Source organism: Streptomyces sp. NPDC057623 (assembly GCF_042800355.1).
Lineage (GTDB): Bacteria > Actinomycetota > Actinomycetes > Streptomycetales > Streptomycetaceae > Streptomyces.
Window position 1 is genome coordinate 191660 of record NZ_JBHVGZ010000005.1, and the last position, 26271, is coordinate 217930.

A 26271-nucleotide genomic window follows, 5' to 3' on the forward strand; every position below is an offset into this window, starting at 1 on the left:
ATGTCAGTGGTCCTCGGCTTCGACGAGTCCCCCGGCGCCGTGCGTGCGCTGACCGTCGCGATCGAGATGTCGGCGGCGTTCGGCGAACCCCTCGTGCTGGTCTACGCCACCGCGGCCCCGGGTGCCATGGGCGACGAGTACGCGGCCCATCGGGAGGCGGTCCGCGAAGCCGGCCATCACGCCCTCGATCACGCGGTCCGGGTGGCGGAGGAGGCCGGCGTGCGGGCCACGGTCGAGCTCATCGACCACAAGCCCGCACCGGCGCTGCTGGATGCCGCGGCACGCCATGCGGCGCGGCTCATCGTGGTGGGCACCTGGGGCGAGAGCCCGGTGCGCGGGGCGCTGCTGGGCTCGACCCCCCACAAGCTCCTGCACCTCTCCCGCGTCCCGGTCCTCTGCGTGCCGACCGAGACCTGAGCCGTCCCGACGTCTGCCCGGGACGACCGGTTCAGGTCCCGGTCGCCGCTGCCGCCGCCCGCCCCGCCATCCGGCCCGAGAACAGGCAGCCGCCGAGGAAGGTGCCCTCCAGGGAGCGGTAGCCGTGGACGCCGCCGCCGCCGAAGCCGGCGACCTCTCCGGCCGCGTACAGACCGGAGATCGGGGTCCCGGAGGCGTCCAGGACGCGGCCGGAGAGGTCGGTCTGGAGGCCGCCGAGCGTCTTCCGGGTGAGGATGTTGAGACGCACCGCGATCAAGGGGCCGGCGCTCGTGTCCAGGATCTTGTGGGCGGCCGCGGTGCGGCTGAGCGTGTCACCCGGATAGGCGAGCGCGTTACGGATGCCCATGACCTGGGCGTCCTTGGTGTAGGGGTTGTCCATCTCGCGGTCGCGGGCCTCGATCTGCCGCTTGAGGTCGGCGAGGTCGATCAGGTTGTCGCCGGTCAGCTTGTTCATTCCCGCGACGAGTTCGGGCAGGGTCTTGGCGACGACGAAGTCCTCGCCCTTCTCCTTGAACCGCTCGATCGGCTCCGGCGTCTGCCAGATACGGGAGAGCAGCATCCAGATGTTCTTCTCGGTGAGGTCCGGGTTCTGCTCGGAGCCGGACAGCGCGAACTCCTTCGCGATGATCTTCTGCGTGGTGACGAACCAGGAGTACTCGTGTCCCGAGTCGGTGATCGACTTGAGGGTGTGCAGGGTGTCGTAGCCCGGGATGTCGGGGCTGGAGAAGCGTTTGCCGGTGGCGTCGAACCACATGGAGGACGGGCCGGGCAGGATGCGGATGCCGTGGCCGGGCCAGATCGGGTCGTAGTTCTTCAGGCCCTCGGTGTAGTGCCACATCCGGTCGGGGTTGACGATCCGGCCGCCCGCCTTCTCGGTGATCGCCAGCATGCGGCCGTCCACGTGCGCGGGCACACCGGTGACCATGGACTTGGGCGGGGTGCCGAGCCGGGCGGGCCAGTTCTGCCGCACCAGGTCGTGGTTGGCGCCGATGCCGCCGGAGGTGACGACCACCACGGGGGCGTTGAGCTCGAACTCGCCGACCACGGTGCGGGAACTGGGCTTGCCCCGTGCCGCGTCGCTCGGCTCCAGGACGGCGCCGCGTACGCCGGTGACGGCACCGTCCGTGACGATCAGCTCGTCCACCCGGTGGCGGAACTTGAAGGTGACCAGTTTGTCCGCCACGGCCGCCCGGACCTTCTTCTCGAACGGCTCGACCACGGCCGGCCCGGTGCCCCACGTGACATGGAAGCGCGGCACCGAGTTGCCGTGCCCGTCCGCGAGCCCGCCGCCGCGCTCGGCCCAGCCGACGATGGGGAACCACTGCATGCCGAGCCCGGCCAGCCAGGACCGCTTCTCCTCGGAGGCGAAGTCCACGTACGCCTCGGCCCACTTGTAGGCCCAGTGGTCCTGCCCTGAGGGGTCGGTGATCCCGCGGTCGAAGCCGGCCGTGCCCAGCCAGTCCTGCCAGGCCAGGTCGTGCGAGTCCTTGACGCCCATCAGCCGCTGCTCGTCGGAGTTGACGAAGAAGAGCCCGCCGAAGGACCAGAACGCCTGTCCGCCGAGACTCGCCTCCGGCTCCTGGTCCAGGAGCAGCACCTTGCGTCCCGCCGCCGCCAGTTCGGCCGTGGCGACCAGCCCGGCGAGCCCGTGGCCGACGACGATGGCGTCCGCGTCCGAGGAGCCGGCCGAGGCCGCGAAGGCCGGGAACGTCGCCTGAGTGAGAGCGGCTCCGGCGAGCACCCCGCCGGCGACGGTCAGGGCACGACGGCGGGTGATCGCGACAGGGGCTGACGGGTTCTCCATGGGCTGCCTTCCGGGGAGGTACGCAGGGGAACGACGCAGGGGTGCTGCGCGGGGCGGGAGACACACGAGAGGCCGCTGCGAAAGCGGGTGTTACCGACGGTAGCCCAGGGGGTGTCGAGGTCGCCAGATGCTGCAACCGTGAACTTTTCTCATGTTTGGTGGATGCGGTCCACCAGGATGTCGATCACCAACGGCGTACGCGGCCCGTAGCCGAGCAGCACCCCGTCCTCCATGTCGACGACCCGGCGGTTCATCCCGGCCGGCGTCTGGCCGACCCCCGGAATGCCGACCAGACCGTCCACCCCGCCGACCGACTCCAGCCCCTTGGTCATCATCAGGATCACGTCCGGCTGGGCCCGCGCCAGGGCCTCGCTGGTGATCGGCGTGAACGGCTTGTCCAGCCCGGCCTCCTCGCCCGCGTCCACGGCCCCCGCGGCCTCGACGAGCGAGTCGGCACCCGACCCCTTGCCGCCGATCAGATAGACGGCCGCGCTGCCGCGCATGTACAGGAAGGCGACCTTGGGCCTGCTGCCCTTGGGCACGGAGGCGCGGGCGGCGGCGAGTTCGTCGCTCATGCGCCGGTTCAGGGCCTTGCCGGCCGCGGGAACGCCGAGCGCCTCGGCGACGCGGGTGGTGCGGGTGGTGACGTCGGCGAGTTCGGTGGCGGGGTCGAGGACGACGACGGGGACGCCGGCGTCCCGGATCTGGTCGATGGCCTCCCGAGGTCCGGTGTCGGTGTCGGCCAGCACGACGGTCGGCCGCAGCGAGAGCACGCCCTCCGCGCTCACGTCGTGCGCCTTGGTGACCTGCGGGAGCTTCTTCGCCTCCGCGAAGGTGGCGGTGATGTCCCGGCCGACGACCCGGTCGCCGAGGCCCAGTGTGAACACGATCTCCGCGACACCGCCGTTGAGCGGCAGGATGCGCGAGGCGTCCTTCACCGTCACCTTCCGGCCGTCGGAGGAGTCGACGGTGACCGGCAGCTTCGGGGCGGGCGGCTCGCCTTCGAGCGGGACGAGGGTGTTCTTCGCGAGCTGCTTCTCGGCCGCGGCGGCACGTGCGCTCGCGGAAGCCGGTGACTGGTCCGCGGCCGAGGTTCCTCCGCCCCCGCCGCCGCAGGCACCCGTCAGCAACGCGAGCGCCAGGGCGAGGGGCGCGAGGGCCCGGCGGCGCGGGGATCCCGGGTGCGCCCCGCATTCCTCCGGATGGGGCCTTCCGGCCACTGGGTGGGGTCTTCCGGTCATTCGCATCGCTCGGCCCTCCGGACTCTCGTGTCACATCGAGTTGATCAATAGCTTAGGTTAGGTTTACCTTATTAACTCCTGGTGGGGGTGCGACGTGAAATCGCCATGTGGCCTGCGCGGCAGGCGAGTTGCTCGTACGACCGTGAGGGCGGCCGCGGCCGCCTCCGTCCTCCTGGTGCTTCCGGCCGCCTCGCCGGCAGCCGCTGCGGGCGGTTCGTCGACGGGCCCCGAGGGCCAGAGACTCACCGTCTCCAAGTCCTCCGGCCTCGACCCGGACGGCGAGACGGTGACCGTGACGGGTTCCGGCTACAACACCGAGAAGGGCATCTACGTCGCCTTCTGCGTGGACAACGGCGCGGGGAAGACCCCCACGCCCTGCGTGGGCGGAGTGGACATGTCCGGCGAGTCCGGGGCGTCCGCCTGGGTCTCCTCCAACCCGCCTTCGTACGGGGAGGGGCTGGCGAAACCGTACGAAGGCAGCGGCCACAAGGGCTCGTTCAGCGTGCGGCTGAAGGTGCGCGCCAAGGACGCGAACACCGACTGCACCGAATCCGGCGTGAAATGCGCCGTCATCACCCGCAACGACCACACCCGGGGCGGCGACCAGAGCCAGACGGTCCGGATCCCGGTGACGTTCGGCGGCAGCGGCGGGAGCGCGTCGAACGGCGACGGCGCCGCGGCGACGCCGACCGCGACGGCCGGTGCGGGCACGACCGGCGGTGGCACCACGGACAGTTCGGCCGGCAGCGGCGACACGACGTCCGGCGGGCCCCTCGCGAGCACCGGTTCCATCGCCCTGACGGCCGGCGGGGCGGCGGTCGCCCTGGTCGCGGCCGGCACCGGGACCTGGCTCTGGGCCCGCGGGCGACGCCGCGCGGCGAGCGCGGGCTGACCGCGCGCGGGCCGGCCTCGCATGCCGCCCCGCACCCGACCTCACACTCCAGAGGGAGACCTGAAGATGGCGAAAAGACCCGGCGGCGCCGCCGTGACCGGCGGCGCCCTGCTCGCGCTGCTGTGTCCGGGCGCGGGGTCGGCGGTCGCACAGGACGCGGATCCGTTCCCGCGCCCGGTGTCCGGCGGGTACGTGAGCTGGACGACGGCCGGCGCGGAGCCGACCGACCACGGCATGGAGATCGACGTCAGCGAACCCGCCGCGGGAGGATCCGCGGACCGCGTCTGGTTCCCGGCGACGGGCGGCGGCGCGGATCCCGAATCCGGCGCCGCGGCGGTCGAGTTGGGCGGCGCGGCCCGGATCGTTCCGGCCTCCGACTCGGTGGCGCCGTTGACGCTGGGCGGCCTGCGACTGGAGCTGGACGGCGGTGACGGCGGCGCCCTCCACGCCCGTACGACCACCGGCGGCCACGCGCGCGAGCTGGCGTTGGCGGAGGTGACGGCGGACGGCGCCGCCCCTGCCGTACGGACGGGCGGGATGACGTGGACCGGGCTGCGGGCGTCACTCACCAAGGAGGGCGCGCGGCTGCTGGCGCAGTGGAGCGGGGAGCCGTTCGCGCAGGGCGACGGTCTGGGCCGACTCGATGTGACGGTCGGCACGGGGAGCGCCGCCTCCCCCGGGCCCGCCGACTCCGCGCCGCCCGCCGGGACACCGTCTCCGCCGCCGGACACCCCAGCACCGAACGGGCCGAAACAGCCGGACCGCGCCACGCCCTCCTCCGCGCCCGTGGCGACCGTGTCGGCCGGGGAACTGACAGCGGGCGGCGAACAGACCGCGGGCGGCGCTGGCTTCGAGCCCGGCGAGGTCGTCCTCGTCGCGATCGACGCCGACACCCGGTACCAGGCGGTGGCCGACGAGGAGGGCCGCGTCTCCCGGACCTTCCCGGTGTACGCGACCGCCACCGAGGGCCCGCACACCGTCGAGTTCCGCTCCGTCACCGGCGAACGCCTGGCGGCCACCCGGTTCGAGGTCCGCTCCTCGGGCTGACCCGGGTGCGAGACGGAGCGAATCCGCGACCAGGAGCGGGCCGCACGGCCCGCTCCTCGGCATGCCCAACTCCCTTTCCAGCAGCGGGATTTGGAATTTCTTTGCCATGCGTTGACAAGCGACGGGAAGTCGTACTTAGGTTTGCCTTACCTAACCCCCCACGGGGTTGTCGCACACCCGGAAAGGTGTCCCCTCACCATGAGACCCGTTCACTCCGCCCGCGCCGGCTTCGCCCTCGTGGCCTCCACCGCCCTCACCCTGGGCCTGGCGACCTCGGCGTCCGCCGCCACCTCGACGCGCACGATCACCGACGGCGGCACGACGTACAACCTCTCGGTGACCGCTCCGAACACGGCGACCGCCGCCGGACAGGTCATCAACGTCACCGGCTCCGGCTTCAACACCGGGCAGGGCATCTACGTGGGTCTGTGCGTGGTCAACGGCGCACCGGGCGCGAACAAGCCCACCCCGTGTCTGGGCGGCCAGGACGAGAGCGGCTCCACCGGCGCCTCGCACTGGGTCAACAACACCTTCGGCGGCATGTTCGCCAACAGCTCCAAGTTCGGCTCCGGCGGCACCTTCGACGTGGACATCTTCGTCAAGGCCACCCTCGAGGACGGCACCGTCTGCGGCCAGGACGTCGACTGCGCCGTCGTCACGCGTGCCGACCACTTCGACACCAACGACCGCAACTACGACGTGCACGTCCCGATCACCTTCCAGTAGGCGCCCGTAGCACCGACTGGTACCCGGGCCGGCCACCCGGCCGGCCCGTTCCGGCACGTCCGCATCCCCCTCACCTTCCCGTAGGAACCCGCCATGACAGACGACACAACCGAGCGGCGGCGGCCGGACACCCCGGCCGTGCGCCGGCTCAGACGCCCCGCGGCGCTTCTGGGCGCCGTCGCCCTGGTGGCCGCCGGAGCCACGGCCGTGACCGTCGGCTCACCCGCCCAGGCCGCCGACACCCCGAAGACGGCACTGGGCAAGGACGGCCAGAAACTCTCGGTCTCCGCCTCCGCGAACATCGACCCGGCCGGCGAGACCCTGCGCGTCACCGGCGAGGGCTACGACGACACCAAGGGTGTCTACGTCGCCGTCTGCAAGGACAACGGCGACAACCGCATCCCCACCCCCTGCCTCGGCGGCGCCGACCAGAGCGGCGGCAGCGGTTCCTCGGCGTGGATCATCCCGCGGGACGCCTCGGACGAGGGCGCGGGCACGATCGCCGAACGGTGGGGCGAGGGCGGCACCTTCGACGTCGACCTGGGCGTCAAGGCCAAGGACAGCGGCCTCGACTGTCTGGAGGTCGCCTGCTCGGTCGTCACCCGTGTCGATCACAACGGCACCGGCGACCGCTCCCAGGACGTCCGCATCCCGATCACCTTCGAGGGCCAGGACCCCGGTGACGGCGACGACGGCGGCGACGGTGTGGACGTCCCGCCGGGCACCGTCAGCTATGTGAGAGCGGCCGAGTTCACCACCGCCGGACGCCCCCTGGACCTCCTCCTGCACCCCGACTCAGGGAAGCTGTACGTCGGTTCGGACAACATCCCCGACACCTCCGACGTGGCCGAGCAGGGCCTGTACGTCCTGGACCCGGGGGACGGCAGGGTCCTCAGCCACATCGCCCAGGCACCCGGCGCGAACGGTGCGATGGCCGCCCGTGTGGTCCGGCGGATCGCCGGTCCGCTCCCGGGCGACGGCGTGGTCTTCCACTACCCGCTGCGCGGCGTGGGCACCGCCAGGAACGGGGACACCGTCGCGCAGGGCGTCTGGTTCAACGGAGCGACGTTCACCGGCGTCGGCCAGGACGCGGACACCTCCACCGTCCTGGTCGCGGCCGGCCCCGAGCTGCGCCGCGTCGAGGTCGCCACCGGCGCCGTGCGCGGCACGGTCACGCTGGAGGGCGGCAACCAGCTCGGCGTGGACGCCGCGCACGGCGCCGCCTGGTCCGTGGGCACCACCGAGGGCAGGACGGTGCTGCGCCGCGTGGACACCGCCACCTTCGAGGTCACCGCCACGGCCGAACTCCCCGCCGACTCCGTCTTCTTCGTCGAACCGGACCCGGCCACCGGCAACGTCTGGGTGGGCAGCGGGACCTCGGTGCTCGTCTTCGACAAGGACGGCAAGCCGCTGACCACCCTGACGGGCGCGGACCGGCCCACGGCGGCGGCCTTCGACAAGACCACCGGGCGGGCCTTCGTGCTGCGCGAGGACCTCTCCGAGAGCACCTCGGACAAAAACGGCTCGCTCCAGGTCCTCGACGGCGCGACGTTCCGGCAGACGGCCGACCCGGTCTCCCTCCCGGGCAGCCTCGCGGGCGCCTACGCGGGTGTCGCCGTCGCCAAGGGTGCGACGTCCGTGTACGTCACCAAGCAGGCGGAGAGCAAGGTCGTCAAGCTCGACCTGCGCATGTCCCCCAAGGTCACCCAGTCCCCCACCGACCAGTCCGTCGACCCCGGCGACGAGGTCACGTTCGTCGCGGCGGCCGAGGGCACCCCGGAGCCGACCGTGCGCTGGCAGGTCAGCCCGGACGGCGGCCAGACCTGGTCGACGCTCGAGGGCGCGACGAGGAACACGTACTCCTTCACCGCCAGGGCGGCGCAGGACGGCTACCGGTACCGCGCCGAGTTCACGAACTCCGTGGGCACGACGCGCACCGCACCCATCACGCTGACGGTCACCGAGTCCACCGGGGACGGCGGCGGCGACGGCGAGGACTCCGAGCCCTCGGGCAGCAGGACCGAGACCGGTACCGAAGGCCAGAAGCTCACCGTCACCCCGGTCAACCACCTGGCCACCGAGAACCAGACGCTGAAGGTCACCGGCTCCGGCTACGACGTCGACAAGGGCGTCTACGTCGCCCTGTGTGTCGACAACGGCGACGGCGAACTGCCGACTCCGTGCGTCGGCGGCGTCGACATGAGCGGCGCGTCCCACTCCTCGGCGTGGATCTCCTCCAACCCGCCGGACTACGGCCAGGACCTCGCGATCCCGTACGGCGACGGCGGCTCCTTCGAGGTCGAACTGTCGGTGGACGCCAAGGACGAGTTCACCGACTGCTTCAAGGCCAGGTGCGTCCTCGCCACCCGCGCCGACCACACCCTCTCGGGCGACCGCTCCCAGGACGTGAAGGTCCCGGTCAGCTTCGTCGGACAGGACCCGGTGGACACGGACCCGGAGCCCGGGGACACCGGCGGGACGGGCGGCTCCGGCTCCTCGGGCGGCACGACGGGCGGCGGAACGGACACGACCGGTGGCAGCACCACGGGGTCGGCCACCGGCGGCACCGGCACGTCCACCGCGGGCGGCGGCCTCGCCTCCACCGGCGTCTCCGTGATCTCCGCCGCCGCACTCGCGGCCGCCCTGGTGGCCACGGGCTGGGTGGCCTACCGCCGGGGCCGCGGGGTCGAGTGATCCTGGGGTGGTCCGCCCTCCGGTGCCCGCGCCGCGGGGCGAACCACCCTCAACTCCGGTCGGGACCCGTCACACCGTGCGGCCCGCCACCCACCACTTCGACGGCAGCTCGATGCGCGTGCCGTCGGGCCCGTACTCCGTGGTGATCAGCGGCAGTTCGCCACTCGCGAGGACGGTGAGTCCGGCCGCACGCAGGTACTCGGGCACAGCCTCGTCGGCCACCTCGCCGGGGGCGATGCCGTGCCGGAAGACGGGCGCGAGCTTGGGCGGCGGTCCCGAGGGGCTCTGGGCGAGGCCCAGCAGGACGGGCTTGGCGGACTCGGAGAGCTCGACGAGGAAGGCCCGGCCGCGCTCGCCGACCAGCGTGGCGATCCCGTTCACCATCGACTGCCGGTCGTCGGACTCGGCCTGGTGCAGGACGCCCCGCATATAGATGTTGGCGTCGCCGAGTTCGGCGTGCAGCGTCTCGGCCTCGGCCTTCTCCACGGCGTCGGACAACCGGTACGTCGCCTGCCCCGCGGGGTCGGCGCGGCGTGCGTGGTCGAGGGCCGCGGCGGACAGGTCGGCGCCTACGACGCGTGGGAAGCGCTCGGCGAGGAACCGGGTCTGGGTGCCGTTGCCGCAGCCCAGATCCACCATGGCCAGGCCCGGATCGGTCAGGTGTGCCTCGAAGAGGGCCAGATGGCGGCCGGCGGTCAGGGCCGGCTCCGCGTCCCAGAACACCGCCCCCTGCTCCTCGGGGGCCTCACTCCAGAAGCCCTCCCAGGCCGCCCGGTATCGACTCGTCACGCTCATGACCGACTCCCCAGGTTGCGACGCCGACCCGCCGTGAAGTGACGGGCGAGTACGGTCTATCGCGGCCCGGTTTCGGCCACAAGCACGCGGCGCATACCTTCACTCCGCATTCGAGACCGATACGCCGTCGTGCGCCCTTCGGGCCACGATGTGTCAGCGTCGCGGGACCGTGAGTTCGAACCAGACGGCCTTGCCGGTGCTCGTACGGCTCGTGCCCCACTCCCGCGCGAGCACGCTCACCACCCGCAGGCCGCGCCCGGACTCGTCGGTGGGCCCGGCGTTGAGCAGGGTCGGCAGATCGTGGTCGTCGTCGTCCACCTCGCACAGCAGCGTGTCGCCGCGCACGAGGCGCAGTTCGACGGGGCGGTGGTGGGAGTGCCGTACGGCGTTGGTGACGAGCTCGCTGACCATCAGCTCGGCGCTGTCGGCGAGCCTGCCCAGGCCCCAGTCGTGCAGTTGCTCCCGGACGACGGCGCGGGCCCGGCCGACCTCCACCGGATCGAGGGCCAGCCGCCACTCGGCGACGTCCTGCGGTTCGATGCCGGCCAGCCGGGCCATCAGCAGGGCCACGTCGTCCTTGCGGCCGCCACGGGGGTTGAGTGCGCGGATGATGGTGTCGCAGGCGTCGTCCATGGCGGCGGCGGGGTGAGCTGCGGACTCGCAGAGGGTCGCCAGGCCGACACCGATGTCCTCGCCGCGCACCTCGACGAGGCCGTCGGTGCACATCACGATCCGGTCGCCGGGCTCCACCCGCACGCGTACCGCCTCGAAGGGCACCCCTCCGACGCCGATCGGCGCACCCGTCGGCAGGTCGAGCAGCTCGCTGCGCCCGTCGGCGGCATGGACCAGAACGGGCGGGATATGGCCGGCGTTCGCGATGTGGAGCTCGCTCGCGATGGGGTCGTACACGGCGTACAGGCAGGTCGCGAGGTAGGTGTCGCCGAGGCGCTGGGCGAGGTCGTCCAGGTTGCGCAGCAGCCGGGCGGGCGGCAGGTCCAGGGCGGCCATGGTCTGCACGGCGGTCCGCAACTGGCCCATCATGGCCGCCGAGTTGAGGCCGTGGCCCATCACGTCGCCGACGACGAGGGCGGTGCGCGCTCCGGGCAGTTTCACGGAGTCGAACCAGTCGCCGCCGACCCGTCCGAGGAGGGTGCCGGGCAGATAGCGGGTGGCGATGTCGCAGCCCGCCATGCGCGGCGGGATGTGCGGCAGCATGCTGTCCTGGAGGGTCTCGGCGACGCTCTCCTGGTAGGTGTACATGCGCGCGTTGTCGAGCACGAGGCCCGCGCGGGCGGCGAGTTCGGCGCCGGTGACGCGGTCCATGTCGTTGAAGACGGGCCGCTCGGGGTGGCGCAGCAGGATCATGAAGCCGAGCACGACGTCACGGGCCTTGAGCGGCACGACCAGCATGGACCGGCCCGTGATCAGCGGCCGGATGTCGCGCTTCTCGAACTGGGAGGCGATGGCATGGCCCATCTCCTCGCTGATGCGCGGCACCAGCACGGGATCGCCGGTGGTCATGCACTGGAAGAACGGCGTGTGGGCCGGGAAGGGCATGGCCTCTCCGACCGGCACGACGTCGTCCCAGCGGCCGGGCTCGTCGGTGTGCTCGATGGCGACCCGGTGCCACATGGTGGTCGTGTCCGGCACGCCTTCGGGGAACCCCTCACCCGCGACGACCTGTTCGCGCAGATAGGTGCCGGCGACGTCGGTGAAGCGGGGCACGACGGCCTTGCTGACCTCGACGATGGTCCGCGACAGATCGAGGGAGGTGCCGATGCGGCCGCTGACCTCGTTGAGGAACTCCAGCCGTTCGCGTACGGCCGCGTATTCGAGGTTCTCGACGTCGTCGGGGTCCTCCTGCGGTAACGGCAGGCCCTGAGCGGCTGCCCGGGCGGCCCGCTCCCGGCGGGCCCTGCGCTCGACGCGCCGGGGCACGCCCCAGTCGGGGGTGACGGGGACCCGGTCGTTCTGGCTGAACTCCAGGACCGGATAGCCCAGTTCGAGGATCTGGCCCACGATGCGGGCGCTCTCGTCGACGCTCATGCTGGGCAGGATCTCGGGGAGCCTGCGGGCGAGTTCCTCGGCACCGGGGAAGTCGGTGTGCAGGGCGAACCCGGGAGCGACGCGCTCGTAGCCGGTGGGGTCGTCGTGGTCCTGGTCGTCCTGCTGGAGCCGTCCCACGTCGGCGCCGAGCACCAGCAGCCGCTCAGGGCCGGGTCCCACCAAGGGGTAGGCCCACCACAGCACGTCGACGCGGTCGCTCCCCCAGCCCTCGGGCGGAGGGGCCCCCGTCTCGCTTCGCTCGGGCACGGTGAGCCGGGCGCGGCCCGCCGCCGGGTAGTACAACCGGCCGTCGAGGGACGATTCGAGGTCGTGGCCGAGACCGTCGTACGCCGCGTAGGCGCCGTACGGGGAGACGTCGTCGTCCTCGGGGAGCGCTCCGGAGACGGGCAGGAGGTCGACGGCCGGGCGTCCGATCGCCTCCTCCTTGACGGCACCGAACAGACGGCGTGCGCCGGAGCTCCAGTGCGAGACGAGGCCCTCGCGGTCCACCACGACCACGGCCAGCGGGATGCGTCCGGACGCGGCTTGTTCCGCCACCGCGCCGTCCCTCTCGGTGCCACGGTCCATGGCCCAGGCCCTCTCTCCCCAAGGCTCCGCAAGATCTGCGCGCCCCCACCACCGTACGGCTCCGGGCCGAGGTGATGTGCCGCAATACGACAATTGATGAGACAGGTTCACGTCGGCTCGCGCGTCGGCCGACGGGCCCGTCCGCAGCGCGTCCGCGCAGGACAGGGCCGGGTCCCGGTGGTCGGCTCAGTCCTCGTGCCCGAGCTGGAGATCGCGTTCCGTGCGGCCCCCTCCGGCGACTTGGAGCACGGTGGCGACCGGCGGGTAACCCGTGGCGATGACGGTGTACTCGCCGGTGGCCAGATCGACGAACCGGAAGGTGCCGTCCGGTCCCGTGGTGAGCGAGTCCATGACGTTGCCGGCCGCGTCGAGGAGGGTCACGCGCGCGTCCTCGACGGGCCGTCCGCCGCCCGCCCGCACGGTGCCGCGCAGCAGGGCGCCGCCGGCGAGTTCGATGTCCTGGCGGGTCTCGCGGGCCGCCTTGACGGTGACGGGAACGGCGGCCGGGCGGAACGCCGCCGCGCTCGCGGCGAGGGTGTACTCGCCGGCGACGAGTTCGGTGATGACGTAGCCGCCCTCGCATCCGCTGCGGGTGGTGGCGACGACCTCGCCGTGCACGTTGGTGAGCGTGACGGTGGCGTCCACGGGGGTGCCGTCCGGGGTGAGCACCCGGCCGGCGAGGCGTCCGGCGCCGCCGAGGACGATGTCCAGTTCGACGGGGTGCTCGCCGACGGTCACGGAGACGGCCTGCGGCTGGTGGCCGCCCGCCGCGGCGATCATGACGTACGACCCCGGGCCCGGCGTCGCCAGCGTGTACCGGCCGTCGTCGCCGCTGCCGCCCCGCCCGACCTGCTGCCCGGCGATGTCGATGAGCGTGAGCGCCGCGCGCCGTACGAACGTGCCGTCGGGATGCTGCACCGTGCCGCGCACGGGGACTTCGGGGGCGTACCGCGAACGGGCCGCGGGGATCTGGGCGTTCACCGGCGCCCGTTCCGCCTCCGGGGCGTCGTGGGACGCGGCATCGGTCGACAGGGGGGTCTCCTTGAGGAAGAAGGCGATGAGCAGACCGAGGACGAGCACCGGCACCAGGTAGAGGAAGATCCTCGGCATGGCGTCGGCGTAGGCCTGGATGTAGCTGTCGCGCAGCGCCGGGGGCAGGGTGTGGACGAGCTGCGGGGTGATGGACTCGGGGTCGGGCAGCTCGCCGCCCGCGCGCGTGGGGAGGCGTTCGGCCAGGGCGTCCGCGAGCCGTCCGGCGAAGAGGGTGCCGAAGACGGCGGCGCCGACGCTGCCGCCGATCTGCCGGAAGTAGTTGTTGGCGCTGGTGGCGGTGCCGAGGTCGGCGGGGCGCACGGAGTTCTGCACGGCGAGGATCAGGACCGGCATCACCATGCCGATTCCCGCGCCGAGCACCGCCATCCAGAGGCTGTAGTGCAGCCGGGACGTGTCCGCTTCGAGCCGCGACAGCAGCCACATGCCGAGGGCCGAGAGAGCGCTGCCGAGCACGGTGTAGATCTTGTAGCGGCCGGTGAGGCTGATGAGTTGGCCGCAGACGATGGAGGCGCCGACGATGCCGCCCATCATCGGCAGCATCAGCAGGCCCGACTCGGTGGCCGTGGCCCCGTCGACCATCTGGAGGTAGGTCGGCAGATAGCTGGCGGCGCCGAACAGGGCGACGCCGATCACCAGGCCGACGAGTCCGGTGATGTTGAAGACGGAGTCCCTGAACAGCCGCAGCGGGATGAGGGGTTCGACGGCGAAGTGCTCGGCGACGAGGAAGAGGACGGTGGCGAGGGCCGCACCGGCGCCGAGGCCGAGGATGACGTGGGAGTCCCAGGCGTACTCGGTGCCGCCCCAACTGGTCAGCAGGACCAGGCAGGTGGAGGCGGCGGCGAGCAGCAGCGCGCCGAGGACGTCGAGCCGGGCCCTGGCCTTCGGCTTGGGCAGCTTCAGTACGACGGCGACGACGGCCAGGGTGACGAGGCCGAAGGGGACGTTGATGTAGAAGCACCACCGCCAGGAGAGGTGGTCCGTGAAATAGCCGCCCAGCAGGGGCCCGGCGACCGAGGCGAGCCCGAAAGCCGCGCCGATCAGGCCCATGAAGCGGCCGCGCTCCCGGGCCGGCACGATGTCCGCGATGATCGCCTGGACGCCGATCATGAGCCCGCCCGCGCCGACGCCCTGGACCGCGCGGTAGGCGATCAGCTGGTCCATCGTCTCGGCCCGCCCGGCGAGCGCGGAGCCGACGACGAAGACGACGATCGCGAACTGGAAGACGCCCTTGCGGCCGAGGAGATCGCCGAGCTTGCCGTAGATCGGCAGTCCGACGGTGGCGGTGAGGAGGTAGGCGGTGATCGCCCAGGACATCCTGTCCAGGCCGTGCAGCTCGCCGACGATCTTCGGCAGCGCGGTGGCGACGATCATCTGCTCCAGCGCGGCCAGCAGCAGCGCGAGCATCAGCGCCAGGAAGACCAACCGCACCCGGCGCGGGCTCAGTCGGGGCTCGGCCTCCTGGGGCGGAGCCTGTGCAGGAGGTGCGGTGACGGTTTCGTCCTGCACCAGAGTCGTGCCGCCCACGTACCGCTCCCCTCGCCGTACCTGCTCACATTTCCCGCAATAGGCGACAACTACGAGCAAGCACGGCGAGTTACGGCGCCGTCCCGGACACGACTGAGATCCACTCGATCCGGTGAGGAGGCCAGAGGAGACCAAGGGCCCCCGGACACCGGGGACTTACTTCTCGACCTCGGAGGCGAGCCGGGCGAGCAGCGCGTCGTAGATGCGGCCGAGACCCTTGGGGGCGAACGTCTTCTCGAAGAAGCCGCCGATGCCGCCGGCGCCCTGCCAGGTGGTGGTGACGACGACCCGGGACTTGCCCTCACCGGCCGGGGTGACCCGCCAGGTGGTGACCATGGAGGAGTTGCGGTCCTTCTCGACGAGCTCGCCGTCGGTGGGCTCGCTGACCTCCAGCAGGCAGTCGCGGACGCGCTTGCTGGTGGCCTGGAGCTTCCAGTGGACGAGGGTGCCCTCGCCGTCGCCGCCCTCGCGCACCTCGTACTCGCTGAAGTGCTCGGGCAGGATCTTCTGCCGGGTGCCGCTGTAGTCGGCGAGGGCGTCGAACACCTTCTCCGCGTCCGCCGCGACGACCCGCTCCGTAGTGGCCTCGACCTGCGCCATTGACTTCCTCCAGGACCTGATTTCTCGGGGGTTGGAGCAAGCCAACCACCCCGCCGCCGGAGCACCCAAATCGGGGTCCCGATCAGCCCACCGAAGCGATCGCACAGTGATCGGAAACGAAGCCGGGAGACAGGTCGCACGATCAAGGGAACATGTGTTCTATTCTGGGGGCAGTGCTACCGAGGAGGCACCATGCGCTGGGAGAACCTCACCCTGGAGTCCGGACACAGCCGGGCCGACGCCGCGCTGTTCGGCGCGGACGCCGTGGTCACCCGTACCTTCGACACTCCCGAGTTCGCCGGGATCACCTTCCACGAGATCCGGGCCCGCTCGATCGTCAACCGGGTGCCGGGCGCCTCGCGCATGCCCTTCGAGTGGACGGTCAACCCCTACCGTGGCTGCTCGCACGCGTGCGTGTACTGCTTCGCCCGCAAGACCCACAGCTATCTGGACCTGGACACGGGACTCGGCTTCGACTCCCAGATCGTGGTCAAGGTGAACGCGCCGGAGCTGCTGCGCCGCCAGCTCTCCGCACGTCGCTGGCAGGGCGAACACATAGCGATGGGCACGAACGTCGACTGCTACCAGCGGGCGGAGGGCCGCTACCGCCTGATGCCGGGCATCCTCGCCGCCCTGCGCGACCACGCCAACCCCTACTCGATCCTGACGAAGGGCACGCTGATCCTGCGCGACCTGGAGCTGCTGAAGCAGTCCGCCGAGGTGACCGACGTCGGCGTCTGCGTCTCGGTCGGCTTCGTCGACCCCGAGCTGTGGCGCACCGTGGAGCCGGGCACGCCCGCCCCCGAGCGGCGCCTGGACGTCGTACGGACCCTGACCGAGCACGGACTCGGATGCGGGGTGCTGATGGCGCCGGTGATTCCCTTCCTGAGCGACCAGCCGGCCCAGCTACGGGCCACCGTGCGGGCCATCGCCGCCTCCGGGGCGACCTCGGTCACGCCGCTGGTGCTGCATCTGCGGCCCGGGGCGCGCGAGTGGTTCATGGCCTGGCTCGGCCGCGAGCACCCGCACCTGGTGCGCCGTTACGAGCGGCTGTACGCGGACGGTGCCTACGCGCCGAAGTGGTACCAGCGCCGGATCACCCGTCAGGTCCACGACCTGGCCCAGGAGTACGGCATCGGCCCCACGCGCGCGGGCATGCCCCGGCGGATCCGCGAGCCCGAGCCGGCGCCGGAGCCCGCCGGACACACGCGGTCCGAACCGACCCAGCTCTCCCTGCTCTGAGGGCATTGGAGCGCATCTCTCGGCCCAATAGGGTCAAGTCTTCTCACAACCAGTTCTTCCAGGCGTCCGTTCCGGGATGAATGCGGCCGGGACCGTGGCTCTCGCGGTCCGCATCCCTCCGTCCTGGGAGGACCCCATGGGAAAACGCGCAACCGTGCTGTGCGGTGCCGCCGTCGTCATGGCCACGGCTGTGACGGCCGTCCCCGCCGCCGGGGCGAGCGCCCCGCACACCGCGGACACCGCTCGGGCCGCACCCCTCACCTGGAAGAAGTGCGGCACCACGAAGTACCCGACGCTCCAGTGCGCGTCCCTGAAGGTGCCGCTCGACCACGCCGATCCACACGGACGGCACATCACCCTCGCGCTGTCCCGCGTCCCGCACACCGCGAAGAAGTACCAGGGCCCGCTGCTGGTCAACCCGGGCGGCCCCGGCGGCAGCGGTCTCACGCTCGCCGGATTCGTCGCCTCCGCGCTGCCGAAGGCGGTGGCGGCCCAGTACGACGTCATCGGCTTCGACCCGCGCGGGGTCGGCGCGAGCAAGCCGGCCGTCAACTGCAAGCCCGGCTACTTCGCCGCGGTGCGGCCGGACTCCGTGCCCCGCACACCACGGATCGAGAAGGCCAACCTCCGGCGCGCCAAGGCCTTCGCGCTGGCCTGCGGCAAGAAGTACGCGGACGTGCTGCCGCACCTCAACACGATCAGCGCCGTGCGCGACATGGACCGCATCCGTGCCGCACTCGGCGCCCGCTGGATCAGCTACTTCGGCTACTCGTACGGCACCTACCTCGGCGCGGTCTACGCCAAGCTCTTCCCGCAGCGGGTACGCCGCGCGGCCCTGGACTCGGTCGTCGACCCCACCGGCGTCTGGTACGAGGCCAACCTCGCGCAGGACATCGCCTTCAACGACCGCCACCGCGCGTTCCTGGCGTGGGTCGCCAAGTACAACCGGACGTACGGACTGGGCACCGATCCCTCGGAGGTCGAGGCCAAGTGGTACGCGATGCGGGCAGCCCTGGCCAACGCGCCGGCCGGCGGGAAGGTGGGCCCCTCCGAGCTGGAGGACACGTTCCTCCCCGGCGGCTACTTCAACGGCTACTGGCCCTACCTCGCCGCGGCGTTCGCGGCGTACGTGAACGACAAGGACGCCGACCCGTTGACCGAGATCTACGAGAAGGTCGGCGCCGCGGACGCGGCCGACGAGAACGGCTACAGCATCTACGCCTCCGTCCAGTGCCGCGACGCCGCCTGGTCACGCGACTGGCAGCGGTGGCGGACGGACAACTGGAAGGTGTACGCGAAGGCGCCGTTCATGACCTGGAACAACGCCTGGTACAACGCGCCGTGTGCGTTCTGGCCGAAGAAGCCCCTCGCCTCCGTGAGCGTCACCAACGCCAAGGTGGCGCCCGTGCTGCTGTTCCAGTCGACCGGCGACGCGGCCACCCCGTACCAGGGCGCCGTCACGGTGCACCGTCAGCTGGCCCGCTCCAGCCTGGTGGTCGAGCGGGGCGGCGGCAACCACGGCATCACGCTGGGCGGCAACTCCTGTCTGGACAAGCACCTCGCGGCCTATCTGACCGACGGCACGGTGCCGCGCGGCGAAGGCTCGGTCGACGCGGTGTGCGAGGCCCGGCCCGACCCGAAGCCGTTGAGCGCCAAGGCGACGTCGGCGGCGGCACGCGGCGCCGAACTGCACAGGCTGATCGGCTTCCGCCACTGAGCGCCTGACGGCCCGTCGGCCCGTCGGGGGCGTTGTCAGACCCATGGTCCACCATGGACGCATGAGTGAGCTGACCAGGATTCCCGCCCCCGACGGGGTCGCCCCGGCCGCCCAGTACACGCATGTCGTGCTCGGCACCGGCCGTTTCGTCGCCGTCTCCGGCCAGCTCGCCCTGGACGAGGAGGGCGAGCTCGTCGGCCAGGACGACCCGGCGGCCCAGGCCCGCCAGGTCTTCGAGAACCTGAGGCGCTGCCTCGCGGCGGCCGGAGCGACCTTCGACGAGGTCATCAAGCTCACCTACTTCGTCACGGACATGGCGCATATGCCCGCCCTGCGCGCGGCCCGCGCCGAGCACATACCCGACGAGCGGTTGCCGGCCGCGTCGGCGGTCCAGGTCGCGGGGCTGGTACGCCCGGAGTTCCTGATGGAGGTCGAGGCGTTCGCGGTGCTGCCGGGTTAATCGGGGGCGGACGCCGACGGGCGGCATCTACGGTGCCCGTCATGAACGACGACGGCATACGGACACTGATCCGCCCCATGACCCTGTCCGACTGCGAGCGCGTCGCCGAGATCCGCGTCGGCGGCTGGCAGAGCGCCTACCAGGGCCTGGTTCCGCAGTCGTATCTGGACGCCCTGGACGTGGCGCGGGACGCCGAGCGCCGCCGCGCCCACCTCTCGCAGGCCGACGGCAGCGTGCTCAACCTGGTCGCGGAGCGGGACGGCAAGGTCGTCGGCTGGGCCTGCCACGGCCCGTACCGGGACGGTGATGTACGCACCGAGGACGCCGAGTTGTACGCCATCTACGTGGACTCCGGGTGCTACGGCGACGGCATCGGGCAGGCCCTGCTCCAGGAGTCGCTGCGCCGCTGCACGGCCGCCGGACACACCCGCGTACTCCTGTGGGTCCTCAAGGACAACGCCGGCGCCCGGCGCTTCTACGAGCGGGCGGGCTTCCGCCCGGACGGCGCCGAGGAGCCCTTCGAGGTGGACGGGGTGGCGGTGCCCGAGGTGAGGTACGCGCGGGCGCAGGCACCGGCCTGACCGGGACCTCCCCCGCGCGGTTCGCCCCGACCGGCCACCGCCGGCCGGTGGGAACGCTCACCGCTGCCGAGGGATCCGCGCCAGCGCCTGAACCGCCGCCTCTGCCAGCGCCGGGTGGGCCAGTGCCTCGTTCAGGACACGTCTGGCCCGCTTGTCCCCGAGGTCGCCGAGGCCCTCCACACAGGCGAGGGCCACGCGGCGGTACGGGTCGTGCGGGCGCAGACGGCGCTCCAGGGTGGTGATCAGGGCGGGCACGGCCTCGGGGGCGCGCAGCTCGACCAGGAGCCGGACCGGGTGCAGGGCGTAGGCGACCCGGAGTTCATTGGTCGCGAGGGCGGCCGCCGCACGGGCCGTGCGCGGGTCACCGAGCCGGGCCAGGGCGTGGGCGGCGGAGACACAGCGCTGCGGATCGCGGTGGTTGAGCAGCAGGACGAGAGCCTCGAAGGCCCGCCGGTCCCCGGCAAGGCCCAGCCGGAACGCGGCCAGCTCCCTGGCCCACAGCGGCTGTCCGGGCGCGGTGAGCACGTCGGCCAGTCCGTCGAGGTCCCCGGTCGCCACGAGGTGGTCGTACGCGGCCGACGCCCCGGACTCCTGCCGTAAGCGCTCCGTGAGTGATCGCAACTCTTCGTCCATGAAGGCGAGCGTATGCAAGCGGCCCGCGCCACGGGACCTACATCACAAAGACGAGGTCTGGCGCGCTCGTTACCCACCGGTTAAGCTCATTCGAGCGAGTCACCCACTCGCGGATCTACTTGCGGCGGCCTGGTGACGCAGCCGCCGCGAGTGCCGGTCGGTTCGGTACCTCAGGTACCTCAGGTACCTCAGTACGACCCGGCTCCGGGACAGGGCCGGTCGAATCCGCCGTTCCCCGGCGCGTGTGCACGCGCTCGGCGACGGCACCGGGCGTGTGCGCCAGTAGCCCGGCAACACCCGCACTCACTCCTTTCCGCACCCGGTGCGCCTCCTCGGCGCACCCGGGCGCGTTTCCAGTCGTCACCCTCATTCCTGGAGTCCCGCGATGGCCACTCCCCTGTCCGACACCTCGTCCGACACCCCTCTGTCCCCGCTCAGGACCGTTGCCGTCGTCGGCCTCGGCACCATGGGCACCGGCATCGCCGAGATCCTGGCCAAGGCCGGTCGCGAGGTCATCGGCATCGACATCAGCGAGGCCGCGGCCGCCCAGGCCGTCGCCGCGCTGGAGACCTCGACCGCCCGCGCCGTGGAGCGCGGCCGGCTGACCGAGGAGGAGCGCGCCGAGACACTCGCCCGCGTCCGCACCTTCACCGACCTGCGGGCCGCGGCCGACGCGGACCTGGTCATCGAGGTGGCGCCGGAGTCGTACGAGACCAAGCAGCAGATCTTCCGCGAGCTGGACGGGATCGTGCGCCCGGGGACGATCCTGGCGACCGGCACCAACGCCCTGTCGGTCACGCGGCTGGCCGCCGACTCGGCCCGCCCCGAGCGCGTGCTCGGACTGCACTTCTTCAACCCGGCGCCGGCGATGCGCCTGGTCGAGGTCGTGTCCTCCGTGCTGACCTCGCCGGCGGCCGTCACCGCGGTCACCAACCTCGCCCTCGACCTCGGCAAGGAGCCCGTCGCGGTCGGTGACCGGCCCGGGTTCGTCGCCGACGGGCTGCTGTTCGGCTACCTCAACCAGGCGGCCGCGATGTACGAGGCGAAGTACGCCTCCCGCGAGGACATCGACGCCGCGATGCGGCTGGGCTGCGGACTGCCGATGGGGCCGCTGGCCCTGCTCGACCTGATCGGCATCGACACCGCGCGCCGGGTCCTGGAGGCCATGTACGCCGAGTCCCGCGACCGGCTGCACGCCCCCGCGCCGATCCTCAAGCAGCTCGGCGAGGCGGGCCTGACGGGCCGTAAGTCGGGCCGCGGCTTCTACACGTACGAGGCGCCGGGCAGCGCCACCGTCGTGCGGGACGCGCTGACGCCGCTGGACGGCGCCGCCCTGGCCCCCGGCCGGACGGTCCGCTCCGTCGGTGTCGCGGGCTCCGGCACCATGGCGTCCGGGATCGCGGAGGTCTTCGCCAAGGCCGGGTACGAGGTCGTGCTGGCCGCCCGCAGCGAGGAGAAGGCGCAGGCCGCGAAGGCCCGTATCGGCAAGTCGCTTTCGCGCTCTGTCGACAAGGGTCGGATGACCGCGGAGGCCGCCGCGCAGACCCTGGACCTGATCACCGCGGCGGGTTCGTACGACGCGTTCGCCGACGTCGATCTGGCCGTGGAGGCCATCGCCGAGGACCTGGAGATCAAGCAGCAGTTGTTCGCGACGCTGGACAAGGTCTGCAAGCCGGGCGCGGTGCTGGCCACCACGACCTCGTCGCTCCCCGTCGTCGCCTGCGCCCGTGCCACCTCGCGTCCGCAGGACGTGATCGGCATGCACTTCTTCAACCCGGCACCGGCGATGAAGCTGGTCGAGGTCGTCCGCACGGTGCTCACCGCCGACGACGTCCACTCCACCATCCGCGAGGTCTGCGGCCGGATCAGGAAGCACGCCGTGGACTGCGGCGACCGGGCCGGCTTCATCGTGAACGCGCTGCTGTTCCCGTACCTGAACAACGCGATCAAGATGGTGGAGGAGCACTACGCGACGCTCGACGACATCGACGCGGCGATGAAGCTGGGCGGCGGCTACCCGATGGGCCCGTTCGAGCTGCTGGACGTCGTCGGACTCGACGTCTCCCTGGCGATCGAGAAGGTCCTGCACCGCGAGTTCCGCGACCCGGGTCTCGCTCCGGCGCCGCTCCTGGAGCACCTGGTGGCCGCGGGCTGCCTCGGCCGCAAGACCGGCCGTGGCTTCCGCGAACATGCCCGGCGCTGAGCGGCCCGGGGACTGGTTCGGAGCAGGTCAGGAGTGGGGCGGGCTGCTGGACCCCGGCAGCCCGCCGCCGGTCTCCCTGCGCGGCTCGGCCCCGCCCGCCGAACCCGGCCCTCCCCCGCCCGCCGAGGGCGGGGGAAACCCCGTGCATGCGCAACAAGCTGCGCACATGCAGTACGTTCGGGTCATGTCCCAGCCCGCCAAGTCCTCACGTACACCAGCCACGTCCGACGCGCCGGAAAGTGCCGCCGGCAGTCGCGCGGCCGCCCAACGGCTCAAGATGCGCCGCGAACTGGCGGCCGCGGCGATGGAGCTGTTCGCGACCAAGGGGTACGAGGCGACCACCGTCGACGAGATCGCGGCCGCGGCCGGGGTCGCCCGCCGCACGTTCTTCCGCCACTTCCGCTCCAAGGAAGAGGCGATCTTCCCGGACCACGACGACACCCTGATCCGCGCCGAGGCGGTGCTCAACGCCGCCCCGGCCCATGAGCACCCGCTCGACACCGTGTGCCGTGGCATCAAGGAGGTCATGCGGATGTACGCGGCCCGGCCGGAGATCTCGGTCGCCCGCTACAAGCTGACGCGCGAGGTGCCCACCCTGCGCGAGGCGGAGATCGCGTCGGTGGCCCGCTACGAGCGCCTCTTCACCCGCTATCTCCTCGGCCACTTCGACGAGCACGCCCACGACGACGACGCCAACGACGACCCGCTGCTGGCGGAGGTCGCCGCGTCCGCCGTGGTCACCGCCCACAACCACGTCCTGCGGCGCTGGCTGCGGGCCGGCGGCCAGGGCGACGTGGAGGCGCAGCTCGACCATGCCTTCGCGATCGTACGGAGGACGTTCGGGACGGGCATCGGCGCGGGCCGGGACACCGCCGCGCCGCGTACGGCGCCGGCCTCCGTGGCCGCGCAGGGTGAGGTGCTGGTGACCGTCGCGCGGACCGACGCGCCGCTCGACGAGGTGATGCGGACCATCGAGCAGGCGCTGAAGGAGCGGGCCTAGGGCCGACGGCGGGCGCGGGGCGAGGGCCGGGCAGGCAGGCTTGCAGGCAGGCAGGCAGGACACGGACGCAGGTCCAGGGCGCGCCAGGCCCCGGCGCTTCCCCGGGGGTTCGCGATGGGTCCTCGGCGGGAACCATCGCGGCGGCTCATCCGTCTTCCAGGTCGAAGCATGATCTTCATGGTGTGCGACGGAAGTGGGTTGCCATGCAGACGAACGACCCGACCAGGCTCGAGGCCACGCTGGCCGACGGGCGGCGCATGACCCTGTCCCTCCCCGCCACGGACGCGAAGTGGGCCGCCGAGGGCATAAAGGGCCTGCGCGCCGTCCCGCCCACGCACACGGGCCGCGGTGAGGAGCCACCCGCCCTCCCCGAGGAGCCGGCACTGCCTCTTCAGGTGGCGCTGCTCGGTCTGGGCGCCTAGCGCGGGACCGACCGACCCGGGGCGAACCTCGCCGCCGGCCCCGGGTCCGCCTCCCCCCTCAGGAGCCCGGCCACCAGCCGTCCCGTGGCCGGGGCCAACATCAGGCCCAGCATGTTGCGGCCCCCGGCAGATAGGGCCGCGCGGCCGCCACCAGCGCCTCCACGCGGCCCTGCCGGAAGCGGTCCGGGTCCCGGTCGAACTCCATCGTCCCCGCGACCCGCCCCCCCTTGCCCATCGGGGCCGGCACCTCCTTCGCCGAGCCCAGGTGGACCAGCCGCCTCGGCGGTGGCCCGGTCGGCACGGAGCAGTTGTAGCCCTTCCCGGCGGCCACCTCGATCCGCAGGCCGAGCGAGGCGCACACCTCGCGGGACCGGATACCCGCGCGATCACCACCGCGTCCGCCTGCCAGGTTCCCGCGGTCGTCCGGACCTCGACCCGCTCCGCGCCCTCCCGCACCGCCGTCACCCGCACACCCTCCACCAGCTCGGCCCCGTCGCGCCGCAGCCGCTCGGCCTGCGTGTCCGCGAACTGCCCGGGATCCACGGCCCATTGGCGCTCCACCAGGAACCCGGCCCGGGCGGCGGGCCCGGGCCCCGGTGACGTCCTCACACCCGAACTCGCCCAGGAGATCGCCTGTGACATCGGGCGCGTCACCGCCTTCAACATGCTGATCACGAGGTGCTGCGCACCCGGCGCCCCGCCACGCACACCGCCGAGCAGGCGCGGCGGATGCGCGGGGTGCTGTCAGGGATGAGCCTGCCGATCACCATCGACGCCGAGGCGGTGGGCACGGTCCGCCCACCGGCGATCCGGACGAGGTGCGGCGCTTGAGGCCCTCTGAGTGGTCGCGGGGCGACCGATAGACCCGATTAGCACCTACTCGTCGGTAGCTTTGATCGATCATCGCTCATTTGTTACGTAAAGATTTCATCTGAGAGCAAGTCGTGGCACTCGGTGCCTTGCCGTATGACACGCCGTGCCATACGTTGAAGGAGTCCGGGCGGCCGGCGTGCAGAGACCTTTCGTACGTCGGCTGTCCCCGCAAACCCCTCCCGGGGTCTGCGCGCCCGGCGCCTGCGTCACAGGCAACCTCCCGCGCCACAAAGCGCTGCCGAACAGCACCATCCGCCGAACCGACGGCACCCACCAAAAACCCTCAGCAGCACCGACGTAACCCTCAGCACCCCTCCCTCAGGGTGCGTACCGCCGGAGGCAACACGTGACCACGAAGGACATCCTGGACGCGATCCAGTCGCCGGAATCGACGCCGGCCGACTTCGCCGCTCTGCCGCTCCCCGAGTCGTACCGCGCGATCACCGTGCACAAGGACGAGACGGAGATGTTCGCGGGCCTGGAGACCCGCGACAAGGACCCGCGCAAGTCGATCCACCTGGACGACGTGCCGGTGCCGGAACTCGGACCGGGCGAGGCCCTGGTGGCCGTCATGGCCTCCTCGGTCAACTACAACTCGGTCTGGACCTCGATCTTCGAGCCCCTGTCGACCTTCGGTTTCCTGGAGCGCTACGGCAAGCTCAGCGAGCTCACCAAGCGCCATGACCTGCCGTACCACATCATCGGCTCCGACCTCGCGGGCGTCGTCCTGCGCACCGGCCCGGGCGTCAACTCCTGGAAGCCCGGTGACGAGGTCGTCGCGCACTGTCTGTCCGTCGAGCTGGAGTCCAGCGACGGCCACAACGACACCATGCTCGACCCCGAGCAGCGCATCTGGGGCTTCGAGACCAACTTCGGCGGCCTCGCCGAGATCGCCCTGGTCAAGTCCAACCAGCTGATGCCGAAGCCCGGCCACCTGAGCTGGGAGGAGGCCGCCGCTCCCGGTCTGGTCAACTCCACCGCCTACCGCCAGCTGGTCTCCCGCAACGGCGCCGGCATGAAGCAGGGCGACAACGTCCTGATCTGGGGCGCGAGCGGCGGGCTCGGCTCCTACGCCACCCAGTTCGCGCTGGCCGGTGGCGCCAACCCGATCTGCGTCGTCTCCAGCGAGCAGAAGGCGGACATCTGCCGGGCGATGGGCGCCGAGGCGATCATCGACCGCAACGCCGAGGGCTACAAGTTCTGGAAGGACGAGCACAACCAGGACCCGAAGGAGTGGAAGCGCTTCGGCAAGCGCATCCGCGAGCTCACCGGCGGCGAGGACGTCGACATCGTCTTCGAGCACCCCGGCCGCGAGACCTTCGGCGCCTCGGTCTACGTCACGCGCAAGGGCGGCACCATCGTCACCTGCGCCTCGACCTCGGGCTACAACCACGAGTACGACAACCGCTACCTGTGGATGTCGCTGAAGCGGATCATCGGCTCGCACTTCGCCAACTACCGCGAGGCCTGGGAGGCCAACCGGCTCATCGCGAAGGGCAAGATCCACCCCACCCTGTCGAAGGTCTACTCCCTGGAGGAGACCGGCCAGGCGGCCTACGACGTGCACCGCAACCTCCACCAGGGCAAGGTCGGCGTGCTGTGCCTCGCCCCCGAGGAGGGCCTCGGCGTGCGCGACGAGGAGATGCGCGCCAAGCACATCGACGGCATCAACCGCTTCCGCAACATCTGATC

At 71.8% G+C, this 26271-nt stretch carries 22 protein-coding genes and 1 pseudogene; 14 read left to right on the forward strand and 9 right to left on the reverse strand.

The genetic code is table 11. The features are described 5' to 3' along the window. Positions 1–417 (forward strand): universal stress protein, encoded by a 417-nt coding sequence (locus ACFU95_RS08030; protein ID WP_383823392.1) that lies wholly within the window; start codon positions 1–3, stop codon positions 415–417. Positions 418–448: 31 nt separating this feature from the next. Here the strand turns inward: ACFU95_RS08030 and ACFU95_RS08035 are convergent, their stop codons facing one another. Then, on the reverse strand, positions 449–2242 hold the full coding sequence (locus ACFU95_RS08035) for an FAD-binding dehydrogenase (protein WP_383823395.1): 1794 nt from the start codon (positions 2240–2242) through the stop codon (positions 449–451). Positions 2243–2391: 149 nt separating this feature from the next. Further along, positions 2392–3483 (reverse strand): hemin ABC transporter substrate-binding protein, encoded by a 1092-nt coding sequence (locus ACFU95_RS08040; protein WP_383823398.1) that lies wholly within the window; start codon positions 3481–3483, stop codon positions 2392–2394. A gap of 142 nt (positions 3484–3625) precedes the next feature. On the opposite strand from ACFU95_RS08040, the gene ACFU95_RS08045 reads away from it, so the two are divergent. The 4 genes from ACFU95_RS08045 to ACFU95_RS08060 all read left to right on the forward strand — a co-directional run bounded on the left by ACFU95_RS08045 (position 3626) and on the right by ACFU95_RS08060 (position 8842). Beyond that, positions 3626–4375 (forward strand): hypothetical protein, encoded by a 750-nt coding sequence (locus tag ACFU95_RS08045; protein WP_383823401.1) that lies wholly within the window; start codon positions 3626–3628, stop codon positions 4373–4375. 66 nt (positions 4376–4441) lie between these two features. After that, positions 4442–5422 carry a hypothetical protein gene (locus ACFU95_RS08050; RefSeq protein WP_383823404.1) on the forward strand — a complete coding sequence of 327 codons (981 nt, stop codon included), beginning with the start codon at positions 4442–4444 and terminating at the stop codon, positions 5420–5422. 198 nt (positions 5423–5620) lie between these two features. After that, complete coding sequence (locus ACFU95_RS08055; protein WP_383823407.1) at positions 5621–6148, forward strand: hypothetical protein; 528 nt, start codon at positions 5621–5623, stop codon at positions 6146–6148. A gap of 93 nt (positions 6149–6241) precedes the next feature. Further along, positions 6242–8842, forward strand: coding sequence for an immunoglobulin I-set domain protein (locus ACFU95_RS08060; protein WP_383823410.1), 2601 nt, complete (start codon positions 6242–6244; stop codon positions 8840–8842). 69 nt (positions 8843–8911) lie between these two features. Here the strand turns inward: ACFU95_RS08060 and ACFU95_RS08065 are convergent, their stop codons facing one another. From ACFU95_RS08065 to ACFU95_RS08080, 4 genes are all read right to left on the reverse strand, one after another. Continuing rightward, the gene (locus ACFU95_RS08065; RefSeq protein ID WP_383823413.1) at positions 8912–9637 is read right to left on the reverse strand and encodes a class I SAM-dependent methyltransferase; all 726 of its coding nucleotides are present in this window, start codon (positions 9635–9637) and stop codon (positions 8912–8914) included. 153 nt (positions 9638–9790) lie between these two features. Further along, positions 9791–12271 (reverse strand): SpoIIE family protein phosphatase, encoded by a 2481-nt coding sequence (locus ACFU95_RS08070; protein ID WP_383823416.1) that lies wholly within the window; start codon positions 12269–12271, stop codon positions 9791–9793. Between the two features lie 186 nt (positions 12272–12457). After that, positions 12458–14848, reverse strand: a complete 2391-nt coding sequence (locus ACFU95_RS08075; RefSeq protein WP_383823418.1) for an MFS transporter — start codon at positions 14846–14848, stop codon at positions 12458–12460. Between the two features lie 156 nt (positions 14849–15004). Then, positions 15005–15448: an SRPBCC family protein gene (locus ACFU95_RS08080; protein WP_383823421.1), complete on the reverse strand. Its 444-nt coding sequence runs from the start codon at positions 15446–15448 to the stop codon at positions 15005–15007. 192 nt (positions 15449–15640) lie between these two features. Here ACFU95_RS08080 and ACFU95_RS08085 point away from each other — a divergent pair, with 192 nt between their 5' ends. The 4 genes from ACFU95_RS08085 to ACFU95_RS08100 all read left to right on the forward strand — a co-directional run bounded on the left by ACFU95_RS08085 (position 15641) and on the right by ACFU95_RS08100 (position 19448). Continuing rightward, the gene (locus ACFU95_RS08085; RefSeq protein ID WP_383823423.1) at positions 15641–16690 is read left to right on the forward strand and encodes an Rv2578c family radical SAM protein; all 1050 of its coding nucleotides are present in this window, start codon (positions 15641–15643) and stop codon (positions 16688–16690) included. 136 nt (positions 16691–16826) lie between these two features. Then, positions 16827–18407 (forward strand): alpha/beta hydrolase, encoded by a 1581-nt coding sequence (locus tag ACFU95_RS08090; RefSeq protein ID WP_383823426.1) that lies wholly within the window; start codon positions 16827–16829, stop codon positions 18405–18407. Positions 18408–18468: 61 nt separating this feature from the next. Beyond that, a complete protein-coding gene (locus ACFU95_RS08095; protein ID WP_383823429.1) occupies positions 18469–18867 on the forward strand; it encodes a RidA family protein in 399 nt (132 codons plus the stop codon). A 41-nt stretch (positions 18868–18908) separates the two neighbouring features. Continuing rightward, entirely contained in the window at positions 18909–19448 is a 540-nt protein-coding gene (locus ACFU95_RS08100; protein WP_383823431.1) for a GNAT family N-acetyltransferase, read from the forward strand. Between the two features lie 57 nt (positions 19449–19505). Here the strand turns inward: ACFU95_RS08100 and ACFU95_RS08105 are convergent, their stop codons facing one another. Continuing rightward, positions 19506–20081 (reverse strand): adenylosuccinate lyase, encoded by a 576-nt coding sequence (locus ACFU95_RS08105; RefSeq protein WP_383823434.1) that lies wholly within the window; start codon positions 20079–20081, stop codon positions 19506–19508. 385 nt (positions 20082–20466) lie between these two features. Here ACFU95_RS08105 and ACFU95_RS08110 point away from each other — a divergent pair, with 385 nt between their 5' ends. The 3 genes from ACFU95_RS08110 (at position 20467) to ACFU95_RS08120 (ending at position 23706) form a co-directional block, all read left to right on the forward strand. After that, positions 20467–22284, forward strand: coding sequence for a 3-hydroxyacyl-CoA dehydrogenase family protein (locus ACFU95_RS08110; RefSeq protein ID WP_383823437.1), 1818 nt, complete (start codon positions 20467–20469; stop codon positions 22282–22284). A 166-nt stretch (positions 22285–22450) separates the two neighbouring features. Continuing rightward, positions 22451–23284, forward strand: coding sequence for a TetR family transcriptional regulator (locus tag ACFU95_RS08115; RefSeq protein WP_383823663.1), 834 nt, complete (start codon positions 22451–22453; stop codon positions 23282–23284). A 203-nt stretch (positions 23285–23487) separates the two neighbouring features. Then, positions 23488–23706 (forward strand): hypothetical protein, encoded by a 219-nt coding sequence (locus tag ACFU95_RS08120; protein ID WP_383823440.1) that lies wholly within the window; start codon positions 23488–23490, stop codon positions 23704–23706. Between the two features lie 100 nt (positions 23707–23806). Here ACFU95_RS08120 and ACFU95_RS08125 read toward each other — a convergent pair whose 3' ends face one another. Beyond that, positions 23807–24067, reverse strand: coding sequence for a hypothetical protein (locus tag ACFU95_RS08125; protein WP_383823442.1), 261 nt, complete (start codon positions 24065–24067; stop codon positions 23807–23809). A 32-nt stretch (positions 24068–24099) separates the two neighbouring features. Beyond that, a pseudogene (locus ACFU95_RS08130) lies at positions 24100–24372 on the reverse strand (FAD-dependent oxidoreductase); the annotation flags it as partial. A 12-nt stretch (positions 24373–24384) separates the two neighbouring features. Here ACFU95_RS08130 and ACFU95_RS08135 point away from each other — a divergent pair. Further along, entirely contained in the window at positions 24385–24537 is a 153-nt protein-coding gene (locus ACFU95_RS08135) for a hypothetical protein (RefSeq protein WP_383823445.1), read from the forward strand. A gap of 388 nt (positions 24538–24925) precedes the next feature. After that, a complete protein-coding gene (ccrA, locus tag ACFU95_RS08140) occupies positions 24926–26269 on the forward strand; it encodes a crotonyl-CoA carboxylase/reductase (protein WP_383823447.1) in 1344 nt (447 codons plus the stop codon). Positions 26270–26271: the final 2 nt, after the last annotated feature.

Coding starts and splice junctions, on each gene's coding strand:
- ACFU95_RS08040 (WP_383823398.1), bottom strand. CDS start 3,483: ATGACCGGAAGACCCCACCCAGTGGCCGGAAGGCCCCATCCGGAGGAA.
- ACFU95_RS08095 (WP_383823429.1), top strand. CDS start 18,469: ATGAGTGAGCTGACCAGGATTCCCGCCCCCGACGGGGTCGCCCCGGCC.
- ACFU95_RS08090 (WP_383823426.1), top strand. CDS start 16,827: ATGGGAAAACGCGCAACCGTGCTGTGCGGTGCCGCCGTCGTCATGGCC.
- ACFU95_RS08085 (WP_383823423.1), top strand. CDS start 15,641: ATGCGCTGGGAGAACCTCACCCTGGAGTCCGGACACAGCCGGGCCGAC.
- ACFU95_RS08105 (WP_383823434.1), bottom strand. CDS start 20,081: ATGGACGAAGAGTTGCGATCACTCACGGAGCGCTTACGGCAGGAGTCC.
- ACFU95_RS08035 (WP_383823395.1), bottom strand. CDS start 2,242: ATGGAGAACCCGTCAGCCCCTGTCGCGATCACCCGCCGTCGTGCCCTG.
- ACFU95_RS08100 (WP_383823431.1), top strand. CDS start 18,909: ATGAACGACGACGGCATACGGACACTGATCCGCCCCATGACCCTGTCC.
- ACFU95_RS08055 (WP_383823407.1), top strand. CDS start 5,621: ATGAGACCCGTTCACTCCGCCCGCGCCGGCTTCGCCCTCGTGGCCTCC.
- ACFU95_RS08110 (WP_383823437.1), top strand. CDS start 20,467: ATGGCCACTCCCCTGTCCGACACCTCGTCCGACACCCCTCTGTCCCCG.
- ACFU95_RS08070 (WP_383823416.1), bottom strand. CDS start 12,271: ATGGACCGTGGCACCGAGAGGGACGGCGCGGTGGCGGAACAAGCCGCG.
- ACFU95_RS08030 (WP_383823392.1), top strand. CDS start 1: ATGTCAGTGGTCCTCGGCTTCGACGAGTCCCCCGGCGCCGTGCGTGCG.
- ACFU95_RS08050 (WP_383823404.1), top strand. CDS start 4,442: ATGGCGAAAAGACCCGGCGGCGCCGCCGTGACCGGCGGCGCCCTGCTC.
- ACFU95_RS08115 (WP_383823663.1), top strand. CDS start 22,451: ATGCAGTACGTTCGGGTCATGTCCCAGCCCGCCAAGTCCTCACGTACA.
- ACFU95_RS08120 (WP_383823440.1), top strand. CDS start 23,488: ATGCAGACGAACGACCCGACCAGGCTCGAGGCCACGCTGGCCGACGGG.
- ACFU95_RS08060 (WP_383823410.1), top strand. CDS start 6,242: ATGACAGACGACACAACCGAGCGGCGGCGGCCGGACACCCCGGCCGTG.
- ACFU95_RS08080 (WP_383823421.1), bottom strand. CDS start 15,448: ATGGCGCAGGTCGAGGCCACTACGGAGCGGGTCGTCGCGGCGGACGCG.
- ACFU95_RS08065 (WP_383823413.1), bottom strand. CDS start 9,637: ATGAGCGTGACGAGTCGATACCGGGCGGCCTGGGAGGGCTTCTGGAGT.